Source organism: Peribacillus sp. P4_B1 (assembly GCF_056402395.1).
The window spans coordinates 47,158-73,418 of record NZ_JBFUHM010000002.1 but is presented as its reverse complement, the minus strand read 5'-3'; the positions used below and the strand labels follow the sequence as shown (position 1 = coordinate 73,418).

General features: G+C 43.3%; 27 protein-coding genes and 2 other annotated features. Of the genes, 6 read left to right on the top strand and 21 right to left on the bottom strand.

What is annotated here, in order from left to right; genetic code table 11:
* Nucleotides 1-11: 11 nt before the first annotated feature.
* The 3 genes from pheT to AC1DVK_RS01810 all read right to left on the bottom strand — a co-directional run bounded on the left by pheT (nt 12) and on the right by AC1DVK_RS01810 (nt 4,595).
* Nucleotides 12-2,426, bottom strand: a complete 2,415-nt coding sequence (gene pheT / locus AC1DVK_RS01820; RefSeq protein WP_477625720.1) for a phenylalanine--tRNA ligase subunit beta — start codon at nt 2,424-2,426, stop codon at nt 12-14.
* A gap of 28 nt (nt 2,427-2,454) precedes the next feature.
* Complete coding sequence (pheS, locus tag AC1DVK_RS01815) at nt 2,455-3,495, bottom strand: phenylalanine--tRNA ligase subunit alpha (RefSeq protein WP_061464323.1); 1,041 nt, start codon at nt 3,493-3,495, stop codon at nt 2,455-2,457.
* 58 nt (nt 3,496-3,553) lie between these two features.
* Nucleotides 3,554-3,793: a binding site (T-box leader), on the bottom strand.
* 43 nt (nt 3,794-3,836) lie between these two features.
* Complete coding sequence (locus AC1DVK_RS01810; protein ID WP_089361710.1) at nt 3,837-4,595, bottom strand: TrmH family RNA methyltransferase; 759 nt, start codon at nt 4,593-4,595, stop codon at nt 3,837-3,839.
* 122 nt (nt 4,596-4,717) lie between these two features.
* Between AC1DVK_RS01810 and sspI the strand changes: the two genes are divergently transcribed.
* Nucleotides 4,718-4,927, top strand: a complete 210-nt coding sequence (gene sspI, locus AC1DVK_RS01805) for a small acid-soluble spore protein SspI (RefSeq protein ID WP_061464325.1) — start codon at nt 4,718-4,720, stop codon at nt 4,925-4,927.
* 16 nt (nt 4,928-4,943) lie between these two features.
* Here the strand turns inward: sspI and AC1DVK_RS01800 are convergent, their stop codons facing one another.
* From AC1DVK_RS01800 to AC1DVK_RS01770, 7 genes are all read right to left on the bottom strand, one after another.
* Entirely contained in the window at nt 4,944-5,327 is a 384-nt protein-coding gene (locus AC1DVK_RS01800) for a general stress protein (RefSeq protein WP_318682289.1), read from the bottom strand.
* A 323-nt stretch (nt 5,328-5,650) separates the two neighbouring features.
* The gene (locus tag AC1DVK_RS01795; protein ID WP_477625719.1) at nt 5,651-6,433 is read right to left on the bottom strand and encodes a general stress protein; all 783 of its coding nucleotides are present in this window, start codon (nt 6,431-6,433) and stop codon (nt 5,651-5,653) included.
* A 182-nt stretch (nt 6,434-6,615) separates the two neighbouring features.
* Nucleotides 6,616-7,545: a YsnF/AvaK domain-containing protein gene (locus AC1DVK_RS01790; RefSeq protein ID WP_317776900.1), complete on the bottom strand. Its 930-nt coding sequence runs from the start codon at nt 7,543-7,545 to the stop codon at nt 6,616-6,618.
* Nucleotides 7,546-7,790: 245 nt separating this feature from the next.
* Nucleotides 7,791-9,116, bottom strand: coding sequence for a (Fe-S)-binding protein (locus AC1DVK_RS01785; RefSeq protein WP_410861182.1), 1,326 nt, complete (start codon nt 9,114-9,116; stop codon nt 7,791-7,793).
* The gene (glcD, locus tag AC1DVK_RS01780; protein WP_477625718.1) at nt 9,113-10,525 is read right to left on the bottom strand and encodes a glycolate oxidase subunit GlcD; all 1,413 of its coding nucleotides are present in this window, start codon (nt 10,523-10,525) and stop codon (nt 9,113-9,115) included. The genes AC1DVK_RS01785 and glcD overlap by 4 nt, the downstream gene beginning before the upstream one ends.
* 116 nt (nt 10,526-10,641) lie before the next feature.
* Entirely contained in the window at nt 10,642-11,754 is a 1,113-nt protein-coding gene (locus AC1DVK_RS01775) for a PucR family transcriptional regulator (RefSeq protein ID WP_477625717.1), read from the bottom strand.
* A 69-nt stretch (nt 11,755-11,823) separates the two neighbouring features.
* Complete coding sequence (locus tag AC1DVK_RS01770; protein ID WP_477625716.1) at nt 11,824-13,515, bottom strand: L-lactate permease; 1,692 nt, start codon at nt 13,513-13,515, stop codon at nt 11,824-11,826.
* Between the two features lie 253 nt (nt 13,516-13,768).
* Here AC1DVK_RS01770 and AC1DVK_RS01765 point away from each other — a divergent pair, with 253 nt between their 5' ends.
* The 4 genes from AC1DVK_RS01765 to AC1DVK_RS01750 all read left to right on the top strand — a co-directional run bounded on the left by AC1DVK_RS01765 (nt 13,769) and on the right by AC1DVK_RS01750 (nt 17,545).
* On the top strand, nt 13,769-14,500 hold the full coding sequence (locus tag AC1DVK_RS01765; protein ID WP_089361717.1) for a FadR/GntR family transcriptional regulator: 732 nt from the start codon (nt 13,769-13,771) through the stop codon (nt 14,498-14,500).
* A gap of 177 nt (nt 14,501-14,677) precedes the next feature.
* A complete protein-coding gene (locus AC1DVK_RS01760) occupies nt 14,678-15,394 on the top strand; it encodes a (Fe-S)-binding protein (protein ID WP_061464334.1) in 717 nt (238 codons plus the stop codon).
* A 22-nt stretch (nt 15,395-15,416) separates the two neighbouring features.
* Entirely contained in the window at nt 15,417-16,847 is a 1,431-nt protein-coding gene (locus AC1DVK_RS01755; protein WP_089361718.1) for a LutB/LldF family L-lactate oxidation iron-sulfur protein, read from the top strand.
* Nucleotides 16,841-17,545 (top strand): LutC/YkgG family protein, encoded by a 705-nt coding sequence (locus AC1DVK_RS01750; protein ID WP_289321191.1) that lies wholly within the window; start codon nt 16,841-16,843, stop codon nt 17,543-17,545. Before AC1DVK_RS01755 ends, AC1DVK_RS01750 begins: the two co-directional genes overlap by 7 nt.
* Nucleotides 17,546-17,605: 60 nt before the next feature.
* On the opposite strand, the gene AC1DVK_RS01745 is transcribed toward AC1DVK_RS01750, so the two are convergent.
* On the bottom strand, nt 17,606-18,691 hold the full coding sequence (locus AC1DVK_RS01745) for a M42 family metallopeptidase (protein ID WP_318682307.1): 1,086 nt from the start codon (nt 18,689-18,691) through the stop codon (nt 17,606-17,608).
* A 64-nt stretch (nt 18,692-18,755) separates the two neighbouring features.
* Nucleotides 18,756-19,244 (bottom strand): dUTP diphosphatase, encoded by a 489-nt coding sequence (locus AC1DVK_RS01740; protein WP_477625715.1) that lies wholly within the window; start codon nt 19,242-19,244, stop codon nt 18,756-18,758.
* Nucleotides 19,245-19,353: 109 nt separating this feature from the next.
* On the opposite strand from AC1DVK_RS01740, the gene AC1DVK_RS01735 reads away from it, so the two are divergent.
* A complete protein-coding gene (locus AC1DVK_RS01735) occupies nt 19,354-19,731 on the top strand; it encodes a hypothetical protein (RefSeq protein WP_061464338.1) in 378 nt (125 codons plus the stop codon).
* 54 nt (nt 19,732-19,785) lie between these two features.
* Here the strand turns inward: AC1DVK_RS01735 and AC1DVK_RS01730 are convergent, their stop codons facing one another.
* From AC1DVK_RS01730 to ytxC, 9 genes are all read right to left on the bottom strand, one after another.
* On the bottom strand, nt 19,786-20,355 hold the full coding sequence (locus AC1DVK_RS01730) for a TVP38/TMEM64 family protein (RefSeq protein ID WP_061464339.1): 570 nt from the start codon (nt 20,353-20,355) through the stop codon (nt 19,786-19,788).
* A gap of 60 nt (nt 20,356-20,415) precedes the next feature.
* Entirely contained in the window at nt 20,416-20,691 is a 276-nt protein-coding gene (locus AC1DVK_RS01725; protein ID WP_089361720.1) for a DUF1294 domain-containing protein, read from the bottom strand.
* A gap of 69 nt (nt 20,692-20,760) precedes the next feature.
* Nucleotides 20,761-21,120 (bottom strand): 50S ribosomal protein L20, encoded by a 360-nt coding sequence (gene rplT, locus AC1DVK_RS01720; RefSeq protein ID WP_034309067.1) that lies wholly within the window; start codon nt 21,118-21,120, stop codon nt 20,761-20,763.
* 35 nt (nt 21,121-21,155) lie between these two features.
* Nucleotides 21,156-21,356, bottom strand: coding sequence for a 50S ribosomal protein L35 (gene rpmI / locus AC1DVK_RS01715; protein WP_034309070.1), 201 nt, complete (start codon nt 21,354-21,356; stop codon nt 21,156-21,158).
* 34 nt (nt 21,357-21,390) lie between these two features.
* Complete coding sequence (gene infC / locus AC1DVK_RS01710; RefSeq protein WP_057911473.1) at nt 21,391-21,891, bottom strand: translation initiation factor IF-3; 501 nt, start codon at nt 21,889-21,891, stop codon at nt 21,391-21,393.
* Nucleotides 21,892-21,989: 98 nt separating this feature from the next.
* Nucleotides 21,990-22,126 (bottom strand) — a sequence feature (ribosomal protein L20 leader region).
* Nucleotides 22,127-22,251: 125 nt separating this feature from the next.
* Nucleotides 22,252-22,746, bottom strand: coding sequence for a GNAT family N-acetyltransferase (locus AC1DVK_RS01705; protein WP_410861170.1), 495 nt, complete (start codon nt 22,744-22,746; stop codon nt 22,252-22,254).
* A 51-nt stretch (nt 22,747-22,797) separates the two neighbouring features.
* Nucleotides 22,798-22,968, bottom strand: a complete 171-nt coding sequence (locus tag AC1DVK_RS01700; protein WP_155727366.1) for a hypothetical protein — start codon at nt 22,966-22,968, stop codon at nt 22,798-22,800.
* A 94-nt stretch (nt 22,969-23,062) separates the two neighbouring features.
* Nucleotides 23,063-24,994, bottom strand: a complete 1,932-nt coding sequence (gene thrS / locus AC1DVK_RS01695; RefSeq protein ID WP_061464342.1) for a threonine--tRNA ligase — start codon at nt 24,992-24,994, stop codon at nt 23,063-23,065.
* A gap of 414 nt (nt 24,995-25,408) precedes the next feature.
* The gene (gene ytxC, locus AC1DVK_RS01690; RefSeq protein ID WP_477625714.1) at nt 25,409-26,245 is read right to left on the bottom strand and encodes a sporulation protein YtxC; all 837 of its coding nucleotides are present in this window, start codon (nt 26,243-26,245) and stop codon (nt 25,409-25,411) included.
* Nucleotides 26,246-26,261 lie beyond the last annotated feature (16 nt).

Below are 26,261 nucleotides of genomic sequence, written 5' to 3'. Positions count from 1 at the left end.
TCTTTTTGGTTTTATCCTCTAAGTTCTGCGCCAGCTTTTTCTTTAACGGCTTCAAGCACTTTTTCATGTGCTTTTGTAATATCTTCGTCCGTTAGCGTCCGTTCCGGGTCGAAGTATTTCAGTGAATAGGCAATGGATTTCTTGCCTTCCTCCATTCTTTCACCTTCGTATAAGTCGAAGATGCTTACTTCTTTCAGCAGTTTGCCACCGGCTTCTTCAATAATATTCTGAATGTCCCCGGCTTTCGTAGCTTGATCCACAACGAGCGCGATATCGCGTGTAGTTGATGGATAGCGCGGAATGGTTTGGTATGCAATCGGCGCGACTTCGGCTTCGGCCAATGCTTTTAAGGAAAGTTCGAAAATGTATGTTTCTTTAATATCCAAGTCTTTTTGGACAGTTGGGTGCACTTGGCCGATAAAGCCAATCACATCACCATTCAACAGTACTTCTGCTGTCCGTCCTGGATGCATGTCGTTAATTTCCGCTTGGCGATAACTGATTTGATCAGCTAATCCCAGTGTATCGAATAATGCTTCGATCACGCCTTTGGCTACAAAGAAATCTACTGGTTTTTTTTCACCTTGCCATAGATGCGACTCCCATAGGCCAGTGATGGCTCCAGCAATATGTTCTTTTTCTTCAGGCAGTTCTTGTTCGTCCTGCTTAAAGAATACCGAACCGATTTCATACAGTGCCAGTGAATCAATTTGGCGGGCATTGTTATATTTCACGACTTCCAGCAATTGAGGTACAATGCTCAAACGCAATTGGCTTCGTTCTTCACTCATCGGCATTGCTAAACGAATGGATTCTCTTGCTTCCAATGCGAATTGGGACGCTTTTTCCTGGCTTGTAAGTGAATAGGTCACCGCTTGATAAAGGCCTGCGCCTTCAAGGGTACGACGTGCTTTCCGCCGTTTAATTTGATAGTCAGTCAATTGGCCTGGAGTAGCAGAACCGATCGGCAGCGTAGCTGGAATGTTATCATATCCGTATAAACGTGCAGCCTCTTCAACTAAATCAGCTTCAATCGTAATATCGCCACGGCGCGTAGGGACAGTGATTGTGAACGTTTCATTGTCAAGTTCCACGCCGAATTGCAGGCGTTTGAAGATCGACTCCACTTCAGTTACGCTCATGCTTGTTCCAAGAAGTGTGTTGATTTTTTCCAGTGTGATGCTAATGACCGCTGGTTCCATTGTCAATTCGTCAACTTCAGCCGTTCCTTGTAAGACTGTTCCGCCAGCATATTGTGCAATCAACTGTGCGGCACGTTCTCCAGCTTCACGTACACGGGCCGGATCGACGCCTTTTTCAAAACGGGCACTTGCTTCACTGCGCAAGCCGTGGTCTTTTGAAGCTTTACGAACTACTGTACCTGCAAAATATGCACTTTCAATAATGATGTTCGTTGTATCATTTTTCACTTCGGAATCCGCTCCGCCCATCACACCAGCAATCGCAACAGGCTCGCTTCCATTTGTGATCACTAAATGGTCAGGCGTCAAAGTCCGTTCCGCTTCATCCAATGTTACGATTTTTTCAGCATCCTTCGCTCTGCGGATGACGATTTCCTTTGAACCAAAGCGGTCATAATCAAAGGCATGTAGCGGTTGACCATATTCAAGTAAAATGTAGTTCGTGATATCGACCACATTATTATGAGGTCGGATACCTGCAGACATTAACCGAGTCTGCATCCAAAGCGGTGAGGGTCCGACCTTAACATCTTTGATGATTTTAGCAATGTATATCGGGTTATCTTCTTTCGCTTCCACTTTGACACTGATATTATCAGATGCTTTTACAGCTGCCTCTTCTTTCTCGACAACTGGCCATTTCACTTCCCGGCCTAGGATGGCACCCACTTCGTATGCAACACCAAGCATACTCAATGCGTCAGAACGATTTGGAGTCAGCCCAAGTTCCAGCACTTCATCACTTAAACCAAGTTCTTCCAATGCATCTTTTCCTACTTCCACATCATTAGGGAAGACGAAGATACCTGTTGCATAGTCCTTTGACACAAGCTTGGATTCGAAGCCCAATTCTTGAAGCGAGCAAATCATCCCGTGCGATTCTTCTCCGCGAAGTTTCGCTTTTTTGATTTTGAAATTACCTGGAAGGACTGCGCCAACGGTAGCGACTGCGACTTTTTGGCCTTTATCGACATTCGGTGCTCCACAGATGATCTGGACGGGATTTTCGGCACCGATATCAACTTGGCATTTATTCAATTTATCCGCATTTGGATGCTGTTCACGTTCAATGACATGCCCGATGACGACTCCTTTAAGCCCTTCACTCTTCTTTTCTACCCCTTCAACCTCAATGCCGCTTTTCGTGATTTTATCAGCTAGTTCCGTCGCATTGATGCCCGAAAGGTCAACATAATCTTGTAACCATTTATATGACACAAACATGGTAGGTCCTCCTTTTTAAAATAAAAATTTATGCTTCGTGATGGTTGAATTGTTTTAAGAATCGGACATCATTCGTATAGAAGTGACGGATATCATCCACACCGTATTTCAACATGGCAATCCGTTCCACGCCAATTCCAAATGCGAATCCCGAGTATTTCTTGGAATCGAAGCCAGCCATTTCAAGGACGTTCGGATGAACGATCCCGCCGCCAAGCACTTCGATCCAGCCTGTTTGTTTACAAACGCTGCAGCCTTTACCACCACAGATTTTACAAGAAATATCCACTTCGACAGAAGGCTCCGTAAATGGGAAGAAACTTGGACGAAGTCTGATTTCACGGTCTTGCCCAAATACTTTTTTCGCAAATACATCAAGCGTCCCTTTCAGGTCGCTCATGCTGATGTTCTCATCGATGACCAAGCCCTCAATTTGCTGGAATTGATGGGAGTGTGTCGCATCATCGTTATCACGGCGATATACTTTTCCTGGGCAGATGATTTTAACAGGACCTTGACCTTTATGTTTTTCCATCGTTCTAGCTTGAACAGGTGAAGTGTGCGTACGCATCAGGATTTCATCCGTGATATAGAATGAGTCCTGCATATCACGTGCCGGATGGCTTTTTGGCAAGTTAAGTGCCTCGAAGTTGTAGTAGTCGCTTTCAACTTCGGGACCTTCTGCAACGGTATAACCCATTCCGATGAATAAGTCTTCGATTTCTTCCACGACACGTGTTAATGGGTGAAGATTCCCCTTGTTAACCGGACGTCCTGGGAGTGTGACGTCAATCGTTTCAGTTGCCAGCTTTGCATTGATTGCCGCAGTTTCAAGTGCTTTTTGTTTCTCCTCGATCTTTGTTGCAATCGCTTCCCGAACATCATTGGCTAGTGCCCCAATCTTCGGACGTTCTTCGGCTGATAATTTACCCATGCCGCGCAATACCTCAGTGATTGGCCCTTTTTTCCCTAAATAAGCAACACGGACTTCATTCAGTTCTTTTAATTCGGAAGCGGCGGCAACTTTTTGCAACGCTTCTTCCTGCAGTTCTAGTAAACGTTCCTGCATCATGTCTTCCTCCTTTATTTTCCTGTTGTAAAAATGAACACAAAAAAAACCCAATCCCTAAAGGGACGAGGTCTATGTATCGCGGTACCACCCTTATTAGTGCACGAACAAATAAACTTCTGCACTCACTTCATTAAAAATAACGGCTCTTCACCGGAACATTTTTCGGACAATCTGTCTTCCCAATGCCAACTCGAAAGGTGAATTCCCTTAAGGTGCCATAAAAATGCTTTCAGTCAAGGCATTTTTTCCCTGGATATGGATAACTTAAGCTACTACTCTTTGTCATCGTTGTTTCAATATAAAATTCTGTTTTATTATATTATAATTCCACGGCCGTTTCAAATCGATTTTCGTAAATGGTACATTAAAATCCCGGCAGCGATCCCCACATTCAGTGATTCGCTTTTTCCGTAGATGGGGATATAAAGGTTTTTAGTCGTTTTCTTTAGTAATTCCTTAGACACTCCTTGACCTTCATTGCCGACCAGCAGGGCAAAACGAGAAGACTTTTCCACTTCTTCAAATGGGGATGCGCCTTCCAATGCCGTGCCATAAACAGGTGTGCCGATTTGCTTCAGCTCATCGATGATCTCTGAAAGGTTCCCTTTAATGACAGGCATATGGAATAGGCTCCCTTGCGTCGAACGGACCACTTTGGGATTATACAAGTCGGCACATCCTTCGCCAAGAATGACCGCATCGATTCCTGCCGCATCCGCTGTCCTGATCATCGTTCCAATATTCCCCGGATCTTGTACGGCATCGATCAACAATAGTTTATCCGGATTAATGGACGTCATGTTCGTTAATTTCTGTTCACAAACCGCTGCAATTCCCTGTGGGGCTTCGGTATCGCAAATCGCTTTCATAATATCACTTTTCACATAAATGACTTCTGTTCCTTCCAGCTTAAAATGGCCAGGCATTTCAGTTTCTTCATTTACGATCACTTCCAGGACGATTTCTTCTTTTAAGGCTTCTTCAACTAGGTGAAAACCCTCGACTAAATATTTGCCTGTTTTATCGCGTTCTTTTTTCGTCAATAGCTTTTTCCATTGCTTCACTTGCGGGTTTTTTATGGATTCAATATATTTCAAGGGTAAACGCTCCTTTAACTTCACACTGATTTTCCTATTATAACGCAATTCACATACATATTGCATGCCAGTTTGTGAAATGCTATTAATGTCAGTCATTATGTGTTAGAGGAGGAATAATTGTGAATTTAAACCTACGTAATGCGATCATCCAAAATGTATCTGGAAATTCGCAAGATCAGCTAGAAGACACGATTGTCGATGCCATACAGAATGGCGAGGAAAAAATGCTTCCTGGATTGGGAGTATTATTCGAGGTCATCTGGCAAAATTCATCTGAACAGGAAAAACAGGAAATGATCACTGCCCTTGAAGCAGGATTAAAAAAATAACAGCCTTCAAAGGCTGTTATTTTTTTAATTTCGCTTTGCCGGCTTTCAGTTCTTCGATGGAGACTTCCTCATCAAGCAGCAAGATGAACTTTTTTCCGCTCACTTCTTCAAGCATCGTTTTTGTCTCAGCAAAAGAGTAGCCGTATTTCGTGAAAAAGCTGCGTAAATCTCCAGATCCTTCATCTGTGAAGTAGTGGAAGATTCTCAAAAAAAAAGTGTCCTCCTTATCCTGATTGGCGATGATCAGTATATCCGTATGTTCATTTCCAAGCTGCACATCGTTTTTTATATCAGCTGCTACTGTCATTTGGTTGCCAGTCACGCCTTTAGCTTTTAAGTCCTGAATTGCAGCAAGTAGTTCCGGATTAGAGTCAAAAACACCATATACGTTTTTTTCCATGTTTCTCCCCCTCCTTGTTACTCTACTAAAATAAAATTCCTATGTCATTATACCTTGCGGCTTTATCAATAAACAAGCAAATAATCCATTGGGGATTCCTAACTAATGAACGAGGAAACCCCTTGCCTAAAGGGTTTTTTCGCAATCCTAAAAAATTACAGCCTTGTGCAGGCTGTAGACAATTTGAACGCTGCCTCCAGGCACTCGCTTTTCCCGCAGGAGTCTCACACACCCGTTCCAATCAACTTGTTTTGAAATTTAGATAGAACCCCTTTTGTCTTCAAACTGAAATAACAGCCTTGCGCAGGCTGTTATTTCGGGTCTTACAGATTATCTGTGTTAATTCGATTTTTGATGTATTCATCCATCAAGCCTTTCTCCTGCTGCCCGGTCCTATCCAGTGCTCCTTGAGCATCCAAAGCTTTTTTAGCGTCTCCATTGGGGTCGCTTACTAATTTCCCTAAATGATCCCCCGGCTTTTGCTCCTTATATTTTCCGATGGAGTTCCCACTGATTTCCCTTTCTTGGGCTTGCTTCGTATCCAGCTCTTCCTTTTCAAAGATGTTAGCAGAATTTCCGTGGAGTTCCTCGTTTCTTCCTGGCTGTGCTTCTACTTCCCTTGTTTGATATGCATTCGCTGTTGTTTCAGGAAAAAGGTTCGGGTCCGGATTGTTCACCACCCCTGTTTTAAGCGGATTCACTTCAGATAATCCGTCCGCATCCTTCATGCCTTTGGAAGTTTCGCCATCTCGTTGTGATACGGTTTTCGATTCATCTAAAAGAATCAGGAATTTCCCGGCCTCCACTTCATTTATATAAGCGGTGGCTTCACTATCGGAAAGCCCTAAGTCACCTAATCGGTTCCTTATATCTTCTGAACCCTCGTTCAGGAAAAAGTGCTTCATCTTATCAATGAAGGAATCCTCATTAGAGTTCGTAACGACATCCACATCCGGACCCGGCTTTTCATTGAAAAAATCCAAATCTTCTTTCTTATCAGCCATTACAGTTATTTCACTTTCATGAACCCCTTTTTCCTGGAGGGATTGTATAGCCTGGATTACTTCTTTTTCCGTATTAAAAACACCATATAATGTTTTTTCCATGCATCTTCCTCCTCTGATCATTCCGATATTCCTTCTTATGTGTATTTATACCCTGATGGGCGTTATTTAAACAAAAAATGGCTCATTCAAAGGTTTGCCTCCCCTAAGTTCGAACCTTTAGCCAGGCTTTAAAATCAAAAAGAAACCTGCAGTTTAAAAACTGCAGGCCCTTTCCTTCACTCTTAGAAGCGGTCGATTTTTCGTTCAGTTGCCTTTTTTTCATTTACGATCGATTCATCTGTACTATCAAGCTGGATATCTTCCTTTTTAAGGGTATCCTGAACTTGTTCCGTTTCTTGTACGGCATGTTTCTTGATGACGATTTCATCTGTGACAACCGGTTTTTTCGAAACTTCCAGTTTTTCTTCAACAACGGGGATACGTAATGTTTCCCCATCTCCAATGCTTCCAGTTTCCTGATTCGCTTCACGTCCTGAAACTGATCTATGCTCGACTGTCAATTCTTCGTGTTCAACAGGGACATTAATCGTTTTATGCTGTTCATTGACTTCTTTATTAATGACCACTTCGCCTGTCTGAACTCTTTCTTTGTCAATGTTCAGCTGTTCTTCCCTGAGTCGAAGCGTCCTTTCATCTTCAGGCAATTCACGGCCTTGCCCGTTCACTCCATATACATCTTCTTTATTTAATGCATCGGCTTTTTCGGTACCGTTGTAAAGAGGGTTGGCAGAGTTTGTATCAAGCCTTGTACGGGCAGTGTCCGTTGTTCCAGTCGTGAATTTATCCCTTGCCGTTCCAAGGTGGCCTTCACTTTCATCGACAAGAACCAGGACTTTTCCGTTTTCTACATCAAAGACATGTTCAGCCGCTTCACTATTCGAAAGACCTGCGTTCGCCAATCTTGTTGAAAGGTCTGCCGTATCTTCCGGCATGAAGAAGCGTGCCACCTTGTCCATAAATGATTCGTCGTTAGGAACATTCGTCATTGTATGAACATCAGTTTCGCGTTGATGGTTCGTAAAATCCAATGTTTCTGCCTTGTCTGCGACGACCGTAATATCGTCACCTTCAAACCCCTTGGCCTTTAGTACATTGATTGCTTGGATCACTTCTGCATTTGATTCATATACTCCATATACTGTTTTATTCATTTAATATTCCTCCTTAGGTTTTGTTGACTGGTTTAGTGGATGCTATATATAAACTCTACCCGCCATATACCTAAGTAAACGAGAAATCAATATTTCATTTATGTTATATCATTTACATTTTGTTCTCAGCACAGAACATTTTTTCAAATGAAATCCAGGTTTTACAAGGGTTTCCCCATTTTTTAAAATGTAATGTTTAACCAAATTCTGCTATGTCACTATTTTCATGTACCACTTTGAAAGCTTTATAGATCAACTGCCTCCATAAGCAGGTCCACAATATGGACCGCTTTCGTACATGCCCCCAAATTTTCCCTCTCGATCCCCAATTGCATTTGTAACAGACAGCCAGGGTTTGCCGTGACAACAATATCGGCTTTTGTCGATTTAGCGTGCACCATTTTAGAGTCGAGAATATTCATGGACATCTCTGATTCAACAATATTATAAATCCCTGCCGAGCCGCAGCAGCGATCCGCATCCTTCATTTCCCTGAAATCGATTCCTTCTATCGATTGAAGGAGAATTCGCGGAGCCAAAGAGGTATTCATCACATTCCGTAAGTGACAGGAATCCTGAAAAGTTACTGATTGATCTGGCAGTTTCAGTCGAACTTTTTCCTGAAAACGCAAATCAACAAGGATCTCGCTGATATCTTTCAGCTTATTTTTAAATGCGATTGCCCGGTCATGCCATTCGGGTTCATCTTGGAGCAAATGATCATAATCTATGAGAAAAGCTCCGCAACCGCCGGCATTCGTAATAATATAATCCACTTCGTCCGTTTCAAAAGCTTCAATATTACGCTTGGCCAGTTGCTTTGCCCCTTCTTTTTCACCACTGTGCCCATGAAGCGCCCCGCAACAGGCCTGTGATTTCGGAATCACGATTTCACATCCAGCCAGCTGAAGAAGCTTTAGTGTGGCCTTGTTCGTTTCCAAAAACATCGTATCCATCAAACAGCCGGAAAAGAAAGCCACCTTTTTGAGTGCAGTTCCGATTGCAGGCAGCTCAGTTGGCCTATTTTTCATTTCTGATTTTTTCGGGACTTTCGGCAGCACTTTTTCCATGGTTGCCAAATTATCCGGAAGCATGTTGAGGACTCCCGTTTTACGGGCCATGTATTGCAGGCCTGATCTCTGATAGAAGCCAAGCAATCCCGTCATGGCTTGCATTCGCTCCTGATGTGGGAATAATCCACTAAAAACGGCCTTGCGAATCGTTTTTACAGGGAGACTGTGTTTTTTATTCTGATGGATGATATCCCTTGCTTCTTCAAGAAGATGTCCATATTTCACACCAGATGGACAGACAGGCTCACAAGCCCTGCAGCCGAGGCAAAGACTCAAAGAACGCTCTACATCCCTATCCGGCCCAATCACGCCATCCGCCACCGCTTTCATAATTGCAATCCTGCCCCTTGGTGAATGGGATTCCTTCAACCCCGATTCAATGTATGTCGGACAATGGGGTAAGCAAAAGCCGCAGCGCATGCAATTCAACAATTCATCTTCATCCATTTTTTCCGCGAATTGAATGGCAATGGTCTCCCTTTCCTGAGCCGTCGTCATGAAGATACCACCACCCTTTTCCTGCTTTCCTTGGCAAATACTTTACCGGGATTCATGATGTTATTGGGATCGAAAGCTTGTTTAATCGCTCTCATGGCGGCAATCCCTTCTTTCTTCAGCTTCCATTCAAGATAAGGTGCCTTCATCGCTCCCACACCATGTTCACCGGTGATCGTCCCGCCAAGGTCGATAGCCACGGCAAAAATGTCGGCAAAAGCTTGCTCCACTCTCTCCATTTCATCATGATCACGAGCGTCGGTAATGCACGTTGGATGCAGGTTCCCATCCCCAGCATGACCGAAAGTGCAAATGTTCACGTTATGCTTGCTGGCAATTTCATTAATCGCTCTAACCATTTTGGCAATTTCCGACCGGGGAACGGTAGCATCTTCCAAAATGGTCGTCGGCTTGAGGCGTGCCAGTGCGGAAAGGGCTGTCCGTCTTGCGGTCTTCAAGGCAACAGCGTCAGATTCCGTTTCAGCAATTTCCACGGAAACCGCCTTTTCCTCTAGACAGATATCGGCCATCCTTTTCATATCACGTTCCACCACTTCAGGCGGACCATCCTGTTCAATCAGCAGGACGGCTTCCACATTGGTGGGCAAACCGATTTTCGCGAAGTCTTCAACCACGATCAAAGTCGGCCGATCAAGAAATTCCAATGTAACAGGAATGATTTTATTGGAAATGATCTTGGCCACTGACTCAGCTGCAGCATCCAGATCTTGATATAAGGCAAGCATGGTCTTTGTCATTTCCGGGATTGGGATCAGCTTTAAGATCGCTTCCGTAACGATGCCCAAGGTCCCCTCTGAGCCGACAAAAAGCTTCGTTAAATCATATCCAGCTACATCTTTGGCAAGCTTGCCCCCTGTTCGAATGATGTCCCCATTCGGAAGGACCACTTCAAGCCCGATGACATAATCACGGGTGACTCCATACTTTAACCCTCGCAGTCCACCAGAGTTCTCATTAATGTTGCCGCCAATCGTGGAGATTTTCATCGAGCTTGGATCGGGCGGATAAAACAAGCCCCTCTCTTCAACTGCAGAAATCAAGTCCAATGTGATGAGCCCAGGTTGTACGGTTGCCGTTAGGTTTTCTCCATCTATTTCAAGTAATGAACTCATCCGATTGAACAATAGGACAAGCCCCCCCTCTGTCGGGCAGGTGCCTCCGCTCAAATTCGTCCCAGATCCGCGTGGGATGATTGGAACACTGTATTCGTTGCAAACTTTGACAATGGCTGCGACTTCAGCCGTGCAGCCCGGTTTAATGACAGCATCCGGCATCGCTTGAAACCCTGGCGTTGCATCATATGAATAGACAAGGCATTCCACTTTCGAGTCATCGTAATTTTCCTGGCCAACGATGGCAAGAAGTAGCTGCTTAACCTGCTTTGTTAACATGTATATCCCCCTCATAAATAAAATGGCATTCAATATTTTTATATGATTTAAGTATAAGAAAAAAAACATTCAACCTTCTATGTATGAACATATAGAATTTACAGATTTACATAGAATTAATTTGGATGTTTATCCAATACTCTTAAGGATAGATACATAATGACTAAATCGGCTAGCTTCCTAGGATTGAGTTTGGTCAAATCCTCTATGCGTTTGAGCCTGTAATGGAGGGTATTGATATGGATATGTAGGGCTGCAGCGGTTTCTTTCAAAGATAGATCACATGCAAAATACATGGAAAGGGTTTTAAGCAGCTCCTCATTAGGAAGCAAATCCTGTATCGTCCGGGATAAATATTCCTGTCTTGTTTCAGTCGTAACTTCATCAAGCAGGATCTCAAGCTTCAAGTCCTCGTCAAATATAATTCCCGATGAAGGAAACCCAATTTTCAAGGAACGTTCCGCTTTAAAAAATGCTTGCCTGAATGCGGATCCCGGTGTACGCGAACTAACCCCTGCACACACTTTATAACCCGAGCTCTCTTCCAGTTTTCTTTGCAGTTTACTTAATTTCTTTAATTGTTGGATTTTTGAACCGATAAAATCGGCTATTGAAAGAATGACGAATTGATTCCTCCCCCAACGGACAACGATGTCCTTGGGATGCTGCTGACCTATGTATATCTGAAGCGTTTTCCACACATGGGGTTCGATGATTTTTTCAGTCTTAAATTCACCTATGGTGATAATTCGGTCTGCATGAACATCGACCCCAAGCAACTTAGCCTTCTGAAGGAATGGCTCATTGAACAGCTGCAGCTGATGCCATTCAAATACAAAGAATTCCATCAGCCGTGATTGGGATTCTACTTGTTCGATGTGATAGCTTTCCTGAATGAACATCTCCGTCATCTTTTTTAAAAGTTCTGCATATGGGGAAACATGTTTGGGGTCTCCCGTAATTCCAATTACACAAACGGCTTCCTGGTTGAAGAAAATGGGTAGATTTATTCCTGCCTTCACCCCTTTCCAACTTCGTTCATCCTGTTTATTGATGATCAATTTTTCACGAGTGTTGAAAGCGTGGATGGCTCCTTCATGGTAAGATCCAATACGGCTGCTATCGGTGCTTGCGATAATCGTGCCAGCATGATCAATAATGATGATTTCCTCATCAATCAGCTTCCGAACCTCATGAACCAAATTTTCTGCCACTGCTGCCAATTGCATTAGATTTCCTCCTTTTTTTGAATGAGCTTGGAAAATATTTCGAGGCTCCCCAAAAGGGGAGCCTCATACTTATGGAATCATCCAGGAAAGGACGCCATTTTGCAAGAAGGTGATCACACAAATAAGCAGTAATAAGAATAAACTATGCTTTAGCGTGAATCTCAATAATTCAGATTCCCTGCCCGCCAATCCAACGGCAGCACAAGCAATCGCTATCGATTGGGGTGAAATCATCTTTCCGGTGACCCCTCCGGATGAGTTTGCCGCAAGCGCCAGGACCGGTTCCATCCCCACTTTAAGAGCGGTGACTTTCTGAAGACTGCCAAATAAGAGATTGGCTGATGTATCCGACCCGGTAATGAACACACCCAGCCAGCCTAGAACCGGGGCAAAGAACGGAAACAAATCCCCCGATTTTGCCAGGGTCATCCCGAGTGTAGTCGACATGCCTGAAGCATTCGTTACGTAGGCAAAAGCCACAACGGAAGAAATCATCAAAATCGGTTTCGCCAACTCATTCATCGCTTCGGCAAAGGTGCTCGAAAAATCTTTTGCTGACATTTGTGCTATGAACTTCGTAACGATGGCAGCCAGCAAAATGGCGGTCCCGGCTGCTCCAAGCAGCTCTATTTTATAAAAAGCGGCGATTGGCAGTCCATTGTTTCCTATTATTTCATTATGCAGACCTGGCACTTCGATTTGGAAGGTTAATAGTTTCCCGATTTCATTGATTCCGCCAAGCAACACATTGGTGCCTTCATAATGCCCTGAGAGCGCCGGCTTAATTGGGTTCATCCCCCAAATCGTGATGAAAGCCGTTAACAGAAGGAACGGTGACCAAGCATGGAATATCTGCCATTTCGTGTACTTTGTTTCCGCTTCGGCTGTGTCGTCCATTTGTTCGACAGCTGCTGCCGTTTCCTCGGATGCAAAGCGAAAGATCGTTTTAGGTTTCCAGAATTTAAGGAAGATCGCTAATGCAAATAGTGACACTAACGCAGAAAGGATGTCCGGTAATTCAGGCCCAAGGAAATTTGAACTTAAGTATTGGGTGATGGCAAAGGAAAATCCGGAAACCAAAATGGCTGGCAAGACTTCGAGCGACCTTTTCCACCCTGTCATTATCAAAATGAGATAAAGCGGGATGAAAGCCGAAAGGAATGGCAATTGACGGCCGACCATTTTTGAAATTTCCATGGCAGCTATGCCAGTTGGGCCTTCCATGGCGATGATCGGTATGCCAACCGCCCCGAACGCTACCGGAGCGGTGTTCGCAATTAAACAAAGCCCGGCTGCATATAGCGGGTTAAAACCGAGACCAACCAAAAGCGCGGCTGAAATGGCGACAGGTGCTCCAAACCCTGCGGCACCTTCCAAAAAGGCCCCGAAAGAAAATGCCACCAATAAAGCCTGAAGGCGGCGGTCTTCGGTAAGCGAAAGCACCGAAGAGCGAATAATATTGAATTGTCCGCTTCTAACAGTCATTTTGTACAAAAATACTGAAGTGATGATTATCCATCCGATTGGGAGCAGCCCATATACCGCTCCTTGTGAAGCAGACATCACTGCTTTTCCTGCAGGCATTCCATATATCAATACTGCCACTGCAAGAGCTACAAGCAACGTCGTTATACCAGCAAAGTAGCCTTTCATCCGTTTGATGGTAAGTGCCCAGAAAAAGTAAAGAATTGGGATGAGTGCGGCAATAGATGATAAAACTAAATTATCGGTGATCGGCGTAAAGTTTTGTGTCCATGTCATTCATTTCGACTCCATTCTCTATAGATTTTTTAAAATTTTCAGAAATCAACTGCGAGTTGAAACCCCTTACATATGCGAATATTCAAAGTCATCTGATGACTTGATGAGTATTCATTAAAATTAAATGATTAAAAATATAAAATCAAGATTTTTTTTATTTTTTGCTAATTTTTAACCTTCTGGAAGTGTGCAAGATCATTTGTGTTATATAATATTAACCAGAGAAACTCATAGAAAATAGAGGTGCTACTACTTGGTGTATAAAAAAATAAAGCCGAAAAAAATTTATGAAGAAGTCAGCGATGAACTTTATGAAATGATTCGGTCTGGTAATCTGAAACCAGGTGAACAATTGGATTCCATTCAGCAGCTTGCGGAAAATTTCCAAGTCGGGCGTCCGGCCATCCGTGAAGCATTAAGTGCATTAAATTCAATGGGTCTCATTGAAATAAAACAAGGGGAAGGGACATTCGTTAAAACCTTCGACCCTACCATCATGAACCATCCCTTGTCTGCTGCCCTTTTGATGGATCAAGATAATATCAAGCATTTGCTGGAAGTTAGAAAAATCCTTGAGTCTGGGACGGCAGAAGTGGCAGCGAAGAAAAGATCGGAAGAAGACCTTATCGAACTCAAGGAAAGGCTTTTTGATATGGAACAGGTATCCGACGATGAAGAACTTAGTGATAAAGCGGATATTGCCTTCCATGTTGCAGTGGCAAACGCTTCACAAAATGAGCTGCTGATTACATTGATGAACCACGTTTCAGAATTAATGACGGAAAAGATGCGTGATATCCGTCGGGTTGCGCTTTATTCCGAAGAGATGACACTTAAGCAGCTTTATCAGCAGCATGCGCGGATCTATGATGCAATCGTGGCTCAAGATGAAGCTGGAGCCCGCAATGCCATGCTGTTTCACCTTCAAAGCGTCGAGGAATCACTGAACCGGGTCATCCAAAAAAAACAGCAAAAGAATAGTTAATTTTCTTAAAAATTTCAAAAATACTCTATACAAACAAAGATAAAATTGATATATTACTTTGAAAATGATTACTACATTTAAATATTGGAAATTGGTTTATTCTCTTAACCATTTCCTTTTTCTATTTTCCAGTCATCAGATGACCTGTTAACCTATTCGAAAAAGGAGGAGTTCAGATTGAAAGTTACTCTCTTTGCAACATGTTTAGTTGATTTGTTTCAATCCAATGTCGGTAAGGCAACAGTGGAGCTACTCGAAAGATTAGGCTGTGAGATCGATTTCCCGGAATCCCAGATATGCTGTGGACAGCCGGCATATAATAGCGGGTATACGAAGGATTCGAAGGAAGCTATGAAGAAGATGATTAAAACGTTTGCCGATGCTGAATATATCGTAACCCCTTCCGGTTCCTGTGCAGCGATGTTCAAAGAGTATCCGGTCCTTTTCAAAGGCGAGGCCGAATGGGAAAAGAAAGCAGCCTCATTAGCGGATAAAACATATGAATTGACCCAATTCATCGTGGATGTCTTAAAAGTGACCGATGTCGGGGCGACCCTTAAGGGAAAGGCCACTTATCATACTTCATGCCATATGACACGACTGCTTAAGGTGAAGGAGGCACCTTTCATTTTGTTAAGCCATGTTAAGGGACTGGAAATGACACCTCTGCCAGATGCTCAAAATTGCTGCGGATTCGGGGGAACCTTTTCAGTTAAGATGGGTGACATTTCCGGGCAAATGGTGGAGGAAAAAGTCTGCAATATTGAAGATACCGGGGCAGATATTTTAATAGGCGGGGATGCAGGATGTTTGATGAATATCGGTGGACGGATCCAAAGGAAGGGGCAACCGGTGAAAGTGCTCCATATTGCGGAAGTCCTGAATAGTATTTAAAGAAAGCGAGGAGGGAAAGACGATGGCTATGAAAACCAGCTCTGCCAAGTTTAAAGACCGGGTGGATGAAGGAATACATAATGATTTTATGCGTTTGGCCGTTTCGAGTGCCCAAGAACGATTACACGGACGGCGGCTGACGGCCGTTGATGAATTGGGAAGCTGGGAGGATTGGCGTTCCCTTGGGGAAGAAATCCGGCAGCATGTGCTCAGCAACCTTGATTTCTATTTGCACCAGCTTGCAGAAAACGTTTCGAAAAGGGGCGGTCATGTCTTCTTCGCTGAAACGGCTGAGGAAGCAAGCGGCTACATCAAAGATGTCATTGTAAAGAAGAATGCCAAAAAAGTCGTGAAATCCAAATCGATGGTCACGGAAGAGATCAATTTGAATGCAACTTTGGAAGCAGTTGGCCTCGATGTCGTTGAAACGGACCTTGGTGAATACATTTTACAAGTGGATGATCATGATCCCCCTTCCCATATCGTGGCACCTGCTCTCCATAAAAATAAAGAACAGATAAGAGATGTTTTTAAAGAGAAGCTTGCGTATACGCAAACTGAAAAACCGGAAGAGCTAACCGCCCATGTCCGGGGCATTCTCCGGAAAGATTTCTTAAACGCCGATGTGGGAATTACCGGCTGCAACTTTGCGATTGCGGAAACGGGCTCGATCGGTTTGGTGACGAATGAAGGAAACGCCGATTTGGTCACTGCCCTTCCAAAAACGCAAATCACCGTGATGGGAATGGAACGGCTTGTGCCTACATTCGATGAATTCGAAGTCCTTGTCAGTTTATTGACAAGAAGCGCTGTCGGTCAAAGATTGACCAGTTACATCACCGCACTTACCGGTCCGCGTGATGAAGGCGATGTAGACGGACCTGAGGAATTCCACCTTGTGATCGTAGATAATGGACGTTCCTCCATTTTAGGAACTGAATTTCAATCCGTTCTTCAATGTATTCGCTGTGCTGCCTGTATAAATGTATGCCCGGTCTATCGCCAGGTTGGCGGCCATTCATATGGTTCAATATATCCTGGACCAATCGGTGCTGTGCTTTCACCCTTGCTCGGAGGGTATGATGATTTCAAGGAGCTGCCGTATGCCTCAACCCTTTGTGCTGCCTGTACTGATGCCTGCCCGGTAAAGATCCCTCTTCACGATTTACTGAGGAAGCATCGTGAAGTCATCGTTGAAAAGGAAAAAATGGCGCCATTTACAGAAAAGATGGCCATGAAGGCTTTTGGAATCGGTGCGGCCTCGCCTATGCTTTATAAGTTCGGTTCCAAAATGGCCCCATCAGCGATGTCTCCTTTTAAAACTGGGGATATCATCTCAAAAGGACCGGGACCACTCAAAACTTGGACAGAAAGCCGCGAGTTCCCTGCTCCAGGGAAAGAGAGCTTTCGGGACTGGTTCAAAAATCGGGAAACAGGAGGGAAACCATCATGAATGGAACCATCCACAATGAAGGGACATTTTTAAACAATATAGCCAAAAACCTGGGAAGGGCTCCTATTACGGAAGGCATTTCCGTTCCCGTATGGAAACATGCCCCCCAAAAAGAAGTTTTGAAACATGCGACACCAAATGATCTTGTCGCGGAATTGGAGGAGCAATGTAAACGGGTACATACTCAGTTTCACCTTACCGACTCCAAGCAAGTGCTGCAGTGTTTAAAACAGGTGATCGAGGAACTTGGAAATGGCCCCTTGATCATCCCTAAGGACGATCGATTTTCTGCCTATAAGTTAGAGGATATCTTAAAGGAAAAAGATGTCCATGTATGGGATCACCAAGCAGGGAAAGAAAATATCGAGAAAGCCGAGAGTGCTAACATTGGAATCACATTCAGTGAAATGACACTAGCTGAATCAGCGACCGTCGTCTTGTTCAGCGACAAGGACCACGGCCGTTCCATCAGCTTCCTTCCTTCCTGCCATGTTTCCATCATCCCAAAAAGCACTATCGTTCCGCGAATGACCCAAGCTGCGGCGGCCATTCGTTCGAAAGTAACCCGGGGCGAAATCGTTCCTTCCTGCATTAATTTCATAACAGGACCGAGCAATTCCGCCGATATCGAAATGGATCTTGTCGTAGGCGTCCATGGGCCCATCAAAGCAGTCTATATAATCGTCGAAGATAAATAGAAATGAGGAAAAAATGGAGAGGACCTAATTAGGCCCTCTCCATTTTCATATTTCACTATCTTACTCGTAAATGATTCGATCTACCGCTTCACGGTCCAGCCGTTTGATCACTTCGACAATGAGCTTAACGGCATTCTCATAATCATCCCTGTGAAGCATTGCTGCGTGTGAATGAATGTAGCGTGTGGCAATCGTGATCGCCAGAGCAGGTACTCCATTTGCCGTCAAATGGATGGAGCCGGCATCCGTCCCACCACCTGGAATCGATTCATATTGATAAGGAATATTCATTTCATCAGCCGTGTCGGTGACGAAATCACGTAATCCCTTATGTGCCACCATCGATGAATCATAGATGACGATTTGCGGGCCTTCCCCCATCTTACTCATCGCTTCTTTTTCGGTTACCCCCGGTGTATCACCAGCTATGCCGACATCGACGGCAAAACCGATATCCGGCTGAATTTTGAATGTGGATGTTTTAGAACCACGCAGGCCGACCTCTTCTTGCACCGCTCCAATTCCATAAACTACATTAGGATGGTCGCTATCTTTCAGCTGTTTAAGCACATCAATGGCAATTGCACAGCCAATTCGATTGTCCCAGGCTTTGGCAAGCAGCATCTTTTCATTATTCATGACCGTGAATTCAAAATATGGCACAACCATATCCCCTGGCTTCACACCCCATTCGCTAACTTCTTCTTTGCTTGCTGCACCAATATCAATAAACATATCCTTAATATCAATCGGCTTTTTCCTCGCCTCCGCTGACAGGATATGTGGTGGCTTGGAACCGATAATTCCAGTTACATCACCTTTACTTGTAACGATCGTCACGCGTTGGGCCAGCATGACCTGTGACCACCAGCCTCCTACCGGCTGAAAACGCAAAAATCCTTTATCATCAATCTGGGTAATCATGAAACCGACTTCGTCCATATGCCCCGTAACGACGATTTTCGGACCTTTTGCATCTCCCGTTTTCTTCGCAATCAAACTTCCCAGGCCATCTGTCGATATTTCATCAGCAAATGGTGTTATGTATTCGGTCATCACTTTTCTTACTTCACTTTCATTTCCTGCAATGCCCTTAGCATCCGTTAAATCCCGCAGCATTCTTAACGTTTCATCTAATTGAACCATGTTTTTACCTCCCTATTAATTACATTATAAGAATAATTATACAGAAAATCGATTGCATTAACAATCAGTAGCCTTGCTTTTGCCGTTCATAGTTCACTTCATTTTTACTTACATATGCTTTTTCCACATCCATTGCCGAAAATCCAAGCAACTCCCCTAAATGCAAATACTCAGCAAAAACCTTTTGGAAAGATGACTCTGTCAATTGCGTGCGAAATTCACTGATATAGCCGTAAATGGCAGTAAATTGAGCTGTCAAATCCCTATGCTGCACCTTGAGGGAAGATGGGACATCCGGCACGAATCCCCGTTCGATCCCGAGTGACAAAATGAAATGAATGCCATCCACATATTCAGCTAAAATCGTTTCTTTATCAGATGGGCCTTTTAGACTCCAGAATTTAAAACATCTCGTTTCATTAGCCAGCTCGCCAAGCTCCACTAAAAGGGCAAGTATCTTACGTTCGACCAAGTCTTCAGCACCCAAATCATGCTTGGATTGTATATGCTCATCTAAAGCCGCCTGCATGTCCAATAATTTACCTATGTTCATTATCATCACTACTTTCTATCGTCTTCCTTTAAATTATATCAAATAAATGAAACTTATTAAAAAGCCATACGTAAATGAAGGGAATCACTCTGTTTAGGGAGGTAGCTCCATGGTACTGATCATGCGGTTCATTATTTTGGCTCTCATCATCTTCTTAATATATACAGTCATCAAATACCTATTTAATCCGAAAAGAAAATTAGAGCTGGCACATGAACAGAAAAAATTCTTTTTGCTCGATGATACAGCCAATATACGAAAGAATTTTTTACTGACATACAACGGGGTGATGTTTGAAGGGGAAAAGTATTTAGGTACGACGGAACGCTCCTTTGAAGTCATCTCCATCTTCATATGGCCGAAAAAAGTGGCAGGCCTGAAAGGCTTGAAGCGAAATGACTTTTTAAAAATCGAGGCAGCCATAAAAAAACAATATCCAGATGCCGTCATTGATTGGAAAAGCCCAGTTAAGGAATTTTTGGAATAGTGAAAAATACCGCGCGTTATGAAGAGCCTTGAGAAACGAACTCAAGGCTCCATGTTAATCATGTGAACGGAAAAATTCCTTCCATGGTACGACCGTCTGCTTCTCCCTCAATAAATATAGCAATAAGGTCAATGATAATAAAATAATGACGATCAGAGTCGGACTGAAATCTGCAATATAGTGGCCAAAAACCGTGTATACGAAGGCTACGGGGATATTAGTCATGAAGGATAGATAAAAATAGTTTTTCAATCCTTTATTGGATTCCAATAAGCAAAGCGACAAAAGATAAAAATGTATGAATGGTATTAGTCTCAGTACTGCAATTTGCCGGCTGTTTAGCTTTCGGTTTCCAAACAGCTTATTCTTAAGGCGCAGCAGCTTATCCTTTGTTTTCGGAAATTTGCCGATCACGAAATAAAAGGCCATACTGGACAACGTCAAACCGATTACGGAATATATGGTTCCTAAAGCTGCCCCGAATAAAACTCCGCCGGACATGCAAACCACAATGACGGGAATGAATAAAAATTGCCTTAATAGATGAAAAGTGATAAAGATCAACGGTGCAAACACGCTGCCAGATTGAACGTAGCTCATCACAAGTGTCAGTTTATCATTCATGCTCTCCCTCCAGCTACTCTTTGCTGCTTCTACAAGCATATACATCATACGGGCTACATATTACCATTGTATGAATATCTTAATCAATAAGCCTATTTGAAGAATCATCAATATCGGCAGGCCCCACTTGAAAGCGGCATGCTTCGTCTTATGGCGGAAATGCTTCATCCCAAGAAATGACCCTGTCCCTCCACCTATGACCGCCCAAAACCAAAGTGTCTTTTCGCTGATCCGGTATTCCCGATTACGCGCTTTCCTTTTGTCTACTCCCATTATGGCAAACCCGATGATGTTCGTGATGATCACATATGCTACAATGAACCATGCTACTTGCATCCTCATCCCCTCCTTTAACTATGTAAAAAGCCACCCTCTTGAAAAGAGAGTGGCTGATATCAGTCAGACTTATTTGTCTAATTGTTGTTTAGCAGCAGTTGCTAATTGAGCAAAAGCTTGTTCGTCAGCAACAGCAAGATCTGCAAGCATTTTGCGGTTCACTTCGATACCAGCAAGCTTTAGACCATGCATTAAACGGCTGTAAGAAAGACCGTTGATGCGTGCTGCAGCGTTGATACGAGTGATCCAAAGTTTGCGGAAATCACGTTTTTTCTGACGACGGTCACGGAAAGCATAGTTTCCTGACTTCATTACTTGTTGGTTAGCTACTTTGAAAAGAATATGTTTCGCGCCATAGTAACCTTTAGCTAATTTTATTACCTTTTTACGACGTTTGCGAGTAACAGTACCGCCTTTTACACGTGGCATGTTATTTCCCTCCTATTTAACTCGATAAATCGAACTTATTTAATATTGTCTAGCATATGACGAATACGTTTGAAGTCACCTTTGCTTACAAGGCTAGCTTTGCGAAGCTTACGCTTTTGCTTAGTAGATTTGTTAGCAAATAAATGGCTTGTGTAAGCGTTAGAACGCTTAAGTTTGCCGGATCCAGTCTTTTTGAAACGTTTAGCAGATCCGCGGTGAGTTTTCATTTTAGGCATAAGGTATTCCTCCTCATTACAAATTACTTTACAATTACTTTTCAGCTTTTGGTGCTAAGATAATGAACATGCTGCGTCCGTCCATTTTTGGATGTTGCTCGATTGTAGCCACTTCTTTACATGCTTCAGAAAAACGAACGAGTACACGTTGACCAATTTCCTTATGTGTAATGGCACGTCCTTTGAATCGGATAGAAGCTTTTACCTTATCGCCTTTTTCAAGGAATTTAATACCGTTGCGAAGCTTCGTATTGAAATCATGTTCTTCAATCGTCGGGCTCAAACGAACCTCTTTAAGACTGATGACCTTTTGATTTTTACGTGCTTCCTTGTCTTTCTTTTGCTGCTCGAAGCGGTGTTTTCCGTAGTCCATGATCCGGGCTACCGGAGGCTTTGCATTTGCAGCAACTAAAACTAGATCAAGATTTACACGAGCGGCAATTTCCAATGCTTCGAATTTCGTTTTAATTCCAAGTTGTTCTCCGTTTTGGTCAATAAGACGAACTTCACGGGCTCGGATGCCCTCGTTTACCATCGCGTCTTTACTAATAGTTAGCCACCTCCAAAGATATTGGCGAATACGAATATTTGAATCAATTCGGTCACGCTCACAACTCGCTTACAGGATTTAATCATAATAAAAAAGTGTGGATGCATGCTGCACCCACACTGATAGACTCATTCAGAAAGATCCAAATAATCAAATCATGACCTGTTAACTGCATTGCTTGCGTCAACCAGGTGAGAAGCGGGTGCTTCTTCTTTTCCTCAAACACGTATTCAATTCACTTTAGAAATATATCATAAACACTGATGACTTGTCAAATGCTATTTTATACGTTTTTCACAACAAAATTAATATTATCAGACATTCTGTTATTTGACAATACGTTTTTTAAAGTAATTTAGACAAATAGTATTCGTCATGATAGCTATCATCGAAAAATAATGAGTCCCGTTTCGTTCCTTCTAGTTCAAAACCCATCTTTTTATAAAGGGAAAGTGCCGGTTCATTGTTGGCAATAACGGTCAATTCAAGGCGCCGGATTTCATATTCAAGTGCTTGCTCCTCCATTTTTTGAAACAGCTTCGTACCGACTCCTTTTCCTCTCTCTTGTTCGGAGATGCCGATAACAATTTTGGCAGAATGCTTTGTTCTGCTAAGATTATTGCCCAATAAGATGAGATACCCTATCAAGTTGCCGCCGCTTGCTGCAACGAGGAAAACGGAGCGGGGGCTACTTTCAATTTGCTCGATTTGCCTCTCCAATTTACTCTCCGTTGCTTTTCTTTCTCCCGGATTGTACAACATGAACCCGGAATCTTCAACATGATTGATCAGAGCTGCCAATTTCCCGGCATCTTGCCTTGTAGCCTTTCGAATTTCCATCTCTTCCACTCCCTCTTTTTTTACAGTCCCTACGGATAGAACCATCAAAAGTTAAGAGTTTTCTTTCGCCTTTTTCCTTTTCTCAATGGTGTCCCAAGAATATAGAGCTATCCAAAAAATCAGGACCGGGACAATCGCATATTGCCGATAACCATCCAATAACAATAAGATGATGATGGCAAGGAATGTTGGCCCAAATAGATAAGAAAATTTCTTTTTCATGCTGACCCTCCTTCTGGACATTCACATGATGGTTTCATTTTATCATGCCTTAATTAAAAAGAGGGGCACAACGATATGTGCCCCCCTTTTGCTGTTAACGGCTTACTTCCGCTTTAATCGCTGCAACAAAATCTTCAAAAGCGATTGTTTCCGATTTTTGTTCACCGTATTTTCGTACATTCACACTGCCTTCTTTGGCTTCATTGTCTCCAACAACCAGCATGTACGGGATTTTTTGCATTTGTGCTTCACGGATTTTATAACCGATTTTCTCGTCACGTGTATCCAGGTCGACACGAATGCCTTGCGCTTTAAGTTTTTCCTGCACTTCTTTCGCATAATCCAGGTGCACTTCAGGTGAGACCGGAATCACTTGTGCTTGGATAGGTGCCAGCCAAGTCGGGAATGCTCCCTTGTATTCTTCGATCAAGTAAGCGACGAAACGTTCCATTGTGGAAACGACCCCGCGGTGGATTACAACCGGACGGTGCTGCTTGCCGTCTTCACCGACATAATTAAGATCAAAACGTTCAGGGAGCAAGAAGTCAAGCTGAACAGTGGAAAGCGTTTCATCTTTCCCTAAGGCAGTACGAACCTGGACATCAAGCTTAGGACCGTAGAATGCCGCTTCACCTTCCGCTTCAAAATAATCAAGACCAAGTTCATCCATAGCACCTTTTAACATGCTTTGTGCTTTTTCCCACATGGAATCATCATCGAAATATTTTTCTGTATCCTGCGGATCGCGATATGACAGACGGAATGAATAATCCTTGATATCGAAATCTTTATATACTTCCTGAACCAGGTTCACAACACGCTTGAACTCTTCTTTGATTTGATCTGGACGGACGAATATGTGCGCATCATTCAATGTCATCCCACGTACACGCTGAAGGCCGGAAAGGGCACCTGACATTTCATAGCGGTGCATCAAGCCAAGCTCGGCAATCCGGATTGGCAGTTCGCGGTAGCTGTGGATGCTGTTTTTATAGACCATCATGTGATGCGGACAGTTCATCGGACGCAGGACAAGCTGTTCGTTTTCCATTTCCATGACAGGGAACATGCCGTCCTGGTAATGATCCCAGTGTCCAGAAGTTTTATAAAGGTCCACGCTTCCCATTACAGGTGTGTAGACATGGTCGTAACCAAGGCGTTCTTCCTTATCCACGATATACCTTTCGATTGTCCGGCGGATTGTCGCGCCTTTTGGCAACCACATCGGCAATCCTTGCCCCACTTTTTGTGAGCTCATGAACAAGTTCAATTCTTTGCCGATTTTACGGTGGTCACGTTCCTTCGCTTCTTCGAGGAAACGCAGGTGTTCGGCTAAATCTTCTTTTTTATAGAAAGCCGTTCCGTAAATGCGCTGAAGCATTTTGTTTTTGCTATCGCCTCTCCAGTATGCACCAGCGATGCTCAATAGCTTGAATTCTTTGATTTTTCCAGTTGATGGAACGTGAATTCCACGGCAAAGGTCAAAGAATTCCCCTTGTTCATAGAGCGTTACTTGCTGATCGGCTGGAATCGCATCGATCAACTCCAGTTTATACTCGTCGCCTATTTCTTTAAAACGGGAAATGGCCTCATCACGACTCACTTCGATGCGGGAAATTTCCAAGTTTTCGTTGACGATTTTCTTCATTTCTTTTTCAATCAATGGTAGGTCTTCAGGAGTCAATGATTCCTCCAGATCCATATCGTAGTAAAAACCGCCCTCAATGACTGGCCCTACACCGAATTTGGCGTTTTTATACAACCGTTTGATCGCTTGTGCCATCAAGTGTGCTGTACTGTGACGCAATATTTCAAGAGCATCCGCTGCGTCCTGTGTTACGATTTCGATTGTGCCGTCTTGTTCAATCGGGCGTTTCAAATCATATAATTCACCATTGAATTTTCCAGCAATGGATTTTTTCCTTAAACCAGGACTGATGGATGCAGCGATTTCTTCAGTTGTTGTGCCTTTAGCAAACTCCTTGACCGCTCCGTCAGGAAAAGATATTTTCAGTAATTCAGACATTCCGTTTCACTCCTTCTTATTGTTCAAACAAATTTAAGGGTTTTTGATTCCATTACAACACAAAAAGCCCGCCCCTGTATAAAACAGGGACGAGCTTAGTAATAAATATCATTAACCCGCGGTTCCACCCTCGTTCCATCTTGCTTTTCACGGCAAAACGGCACTTGTAACTTGGTAACGGCAGCTTCCCGTCAGCTCATATTCGCAAAATGCCTGCTTTCCGAGCCGAAGTTTAAAGGTGGTAAGTGTTCCATGCGAATAGGAAGCTTACAGCCTGTTGGCTCCCCTCTCTGATAATCGGCGATTAGAATACCCTTGTCCTCATCATAACTTTTAGTTTTTTAATAGTATGTAGGAAATTATAATTTGTTATACAGTGAAAATCAAGGTTAATTTTCTTTTTACGAAGAAAGATTATTCAAATGCATTTGAAAAGGACGAAAGCGGCAGGACGGTCGCCCGTTCTTCGAAAATCCTTGAAATGGTCTGAATCAGCCCTTCTTCCTTGTCATCGGTATATATGCATAAGTTTTCGGGAGCAATCGATAAAAGCGGGGCAAGTATCACCGTATCAAGAAAAAGTGAACTTTTTGCAAGAAGCCTCCTGTCGATCATACTATTGATTTTTGGACGGTCGAGTTTGCTGAATTTCTGATCATAGAAATGAAAACCATCCCGGTTGACCAAGTGAAGCTTTCTTAATTTCGACTCCTGCCCATGAAGGCAATCACGGAGAGTGGCAATGAAATTTTGATAGTCCTGTTCCAGCTTGTATTCATCAATCGCCTTGACGACATACTTTTCCAAAGTTTGCTGAAATGATTTTAAACGGAAGGTCGTAAAAGAATCGAATGAAAAAGATACCTTTCCAGCCAAGATGCTTTGAAGTCCTTCCTCAATCAATCGTTTCTCCGTACTGAATGCCTCCTCTTGATTCCTGGCTCTTTCCACCTCGATGATTGATGATGCAATTTCAATGATGGCTTCAATTTCTTCCCGTTCCCTATAAAAAAATTTACCGACTATTATTTGCTCCAGAACAGGAAGCGTCTTTTCTTCCAATAAAAAAGAATGAAATGCATCTCGAAGCAGAATTAGCCACTTATCACCTGAAGACTCCGTCAAATCCACATGCATGCCTTGTTGCGGAAGAAATCGAATGTATGCTTGAAATTCTGCCCCCAGTGGATGGACAGAAACGAAATCCAGTAATTTCAATGCCTCTGAATCGTTTTGAAACGAAATTTGCACTACGACATCCCCCCTT

What these genes read in the sequence shown, in the direction of transcription:
- AC1DVK_RS01795 (WP_477625719.1), bottom strand. Translation starts at nt 6,433, where the DNA reads ATGGAAAAAACATTATATGGTGTTTTTAATACGGAAAAAGAAGTAATC.
- AC1DVK_RS01800 (WP_318682289.1), bottom strand. Translation starts at nt 5,327, where the DNA reads ATGGAAAAAAACGTATATGGTGTTTTTGACTCTAATCCGGAACTACTT.
- AC1DVK_RS01700 (WP_155727366.1), bottom strand. Translation starts at nt 22,968, where the DNA reads ATGAAAAAGAAATTTTCTTATCTATTTGGGCCAACATTCCTTGCCATC.
- AC1DVK_RS01770 (WP_477625716.1), bottom strand. Translation starts at nt 13,515, where the DNA reads ATGACATGGACACAAAACTTTACGCCGATCACCGATAATTTAGTTTTA.
- AC1DVK_RS01730 (WP_061464339.1), bottom strand. Translation starts at nt 20,355, where the DNA reads ATGAATGATAAACTGACACTTGTGATGAGCTACGTTCAATCTGGCAGC.
- infC (WP_057911473.1), bottom strand. Translation starts at nt 21,891, where the DNA reads ATGGTAAACGAGGGCATCCGAGCCCGTGAAGTTCGTCTTATTGACCAA.
- rplT (WP_034309067.1), bottom strand. Translation starts at nt 21,120, where the DNA reads ATGCCACGTGTAAAAGGCGGTACTGTTACTCGCAAACGTCGTAAAAAG.
- AC1DVK_RS01755 (WP_089361718.1), top strand. Translation starts at nt 15,417, where the DNA reads ATGGCTATGAAAACCAGCTCTGCCAAGTTTAAAGACCGGGTGGATGAA.
- AC1DVK_RS01725 (WP_089361720.1), bottom strand. Translation starts at nt 20,691, where the DNA reads ATGCAAGTAGCATGGTTCATTGTAGCATATGTGATCATCACGAACATC.
- AC1DVK_RS01775 (WP_477625717.1), bottom strand. Translation starts at nt 11,754, where the DNA reads ATGCAATTGGCAGCAGTGGCAGAAAATTTGGTTCATGAGGTTCGGAAG.
- AC1DVK_RS01790 (WP_317776900.1), bottom strand. Translation starts at nt 7,545, where the DNA reads ATGAATAAAACAGTATATGGAGTATATGAATCAAATGCAGAAGTGATC.
- AC1DVK_RS01735 (WP_061464338.1), top strand. Translation starts at nt 19,354, where the DNA reads ATGGTACTGATCATGCGGTTCATTATTTTGGCTCTCATCATCTTCTTA.
- pheS (WP_061464323.1), bottom strand. Translation starts at nt 3,495, where the DNA reads ATGCAGGAACGTTTACTAGAACTGCAGGAAGAAGCGTTGCAAAAAGTT.
- pheT (WP_477625720.1), bottom strand. Translation starts at nt 2,426, where the DNA reads ATGTTTGTGTCATATAAATGGTTACAAGATTATGTTGACCTTTCGGGC.
- AC1DVK_RS01740 (WP_477625715.1), bottom strand. Translation starts at nt 19,244, where the DNA reads ATGAACATAGGTAAATTATTGGACATGCAGGCGGCTTTAGATGAGCAT.
- AC1DVK_RS01705 (WP_410861170.1), bottom strand. Translation starts at nt 22,746, where the DNA reads ATGGAAATTCGAAAGGCTACAAGGCAAGATGCCGGGAAATTGGCAGCT.
- rpmI (WP_034309070.1), bottom strand. Translation starts at nt 21,356, where the DNA reads ATGCCTAAAATGAAAACTCACCGCGGATCTGCTAAACGTTTCAAAAAG.
- AC1DVK_RS01745 (WP_318682307.1), bottom strand. Translation starts at nt 18,691, where the DNA reads ATGGTTCAATTAGATGAAACGTTAAGAATGCTGCGGGATTTAACGGAT.
- glcD (WP_477625718.1), bottom strand. Translation starts at nt 10,525, where the DNA reads ATGTTAACAAAGCAGGTTAAGCAGCTACTTCTTGCCATCGTTGGCCAG.
- thrS (WP_061464342.1), bottom strand. Translation starts at nt 24,994, where the DNA reads ATGTCTGAATTACTGAAAATATCTTTTCCTGACGGAGCGGTCAAGGAG.
- AC1DVK_RS01785 (WP_410861182.1), bottom strand. Translation starts at nt 9,116, where the DNA reads ATGACGACGGCTCAGGAAAGGGAGACCATTGCCATTCAATTCGCGGAA.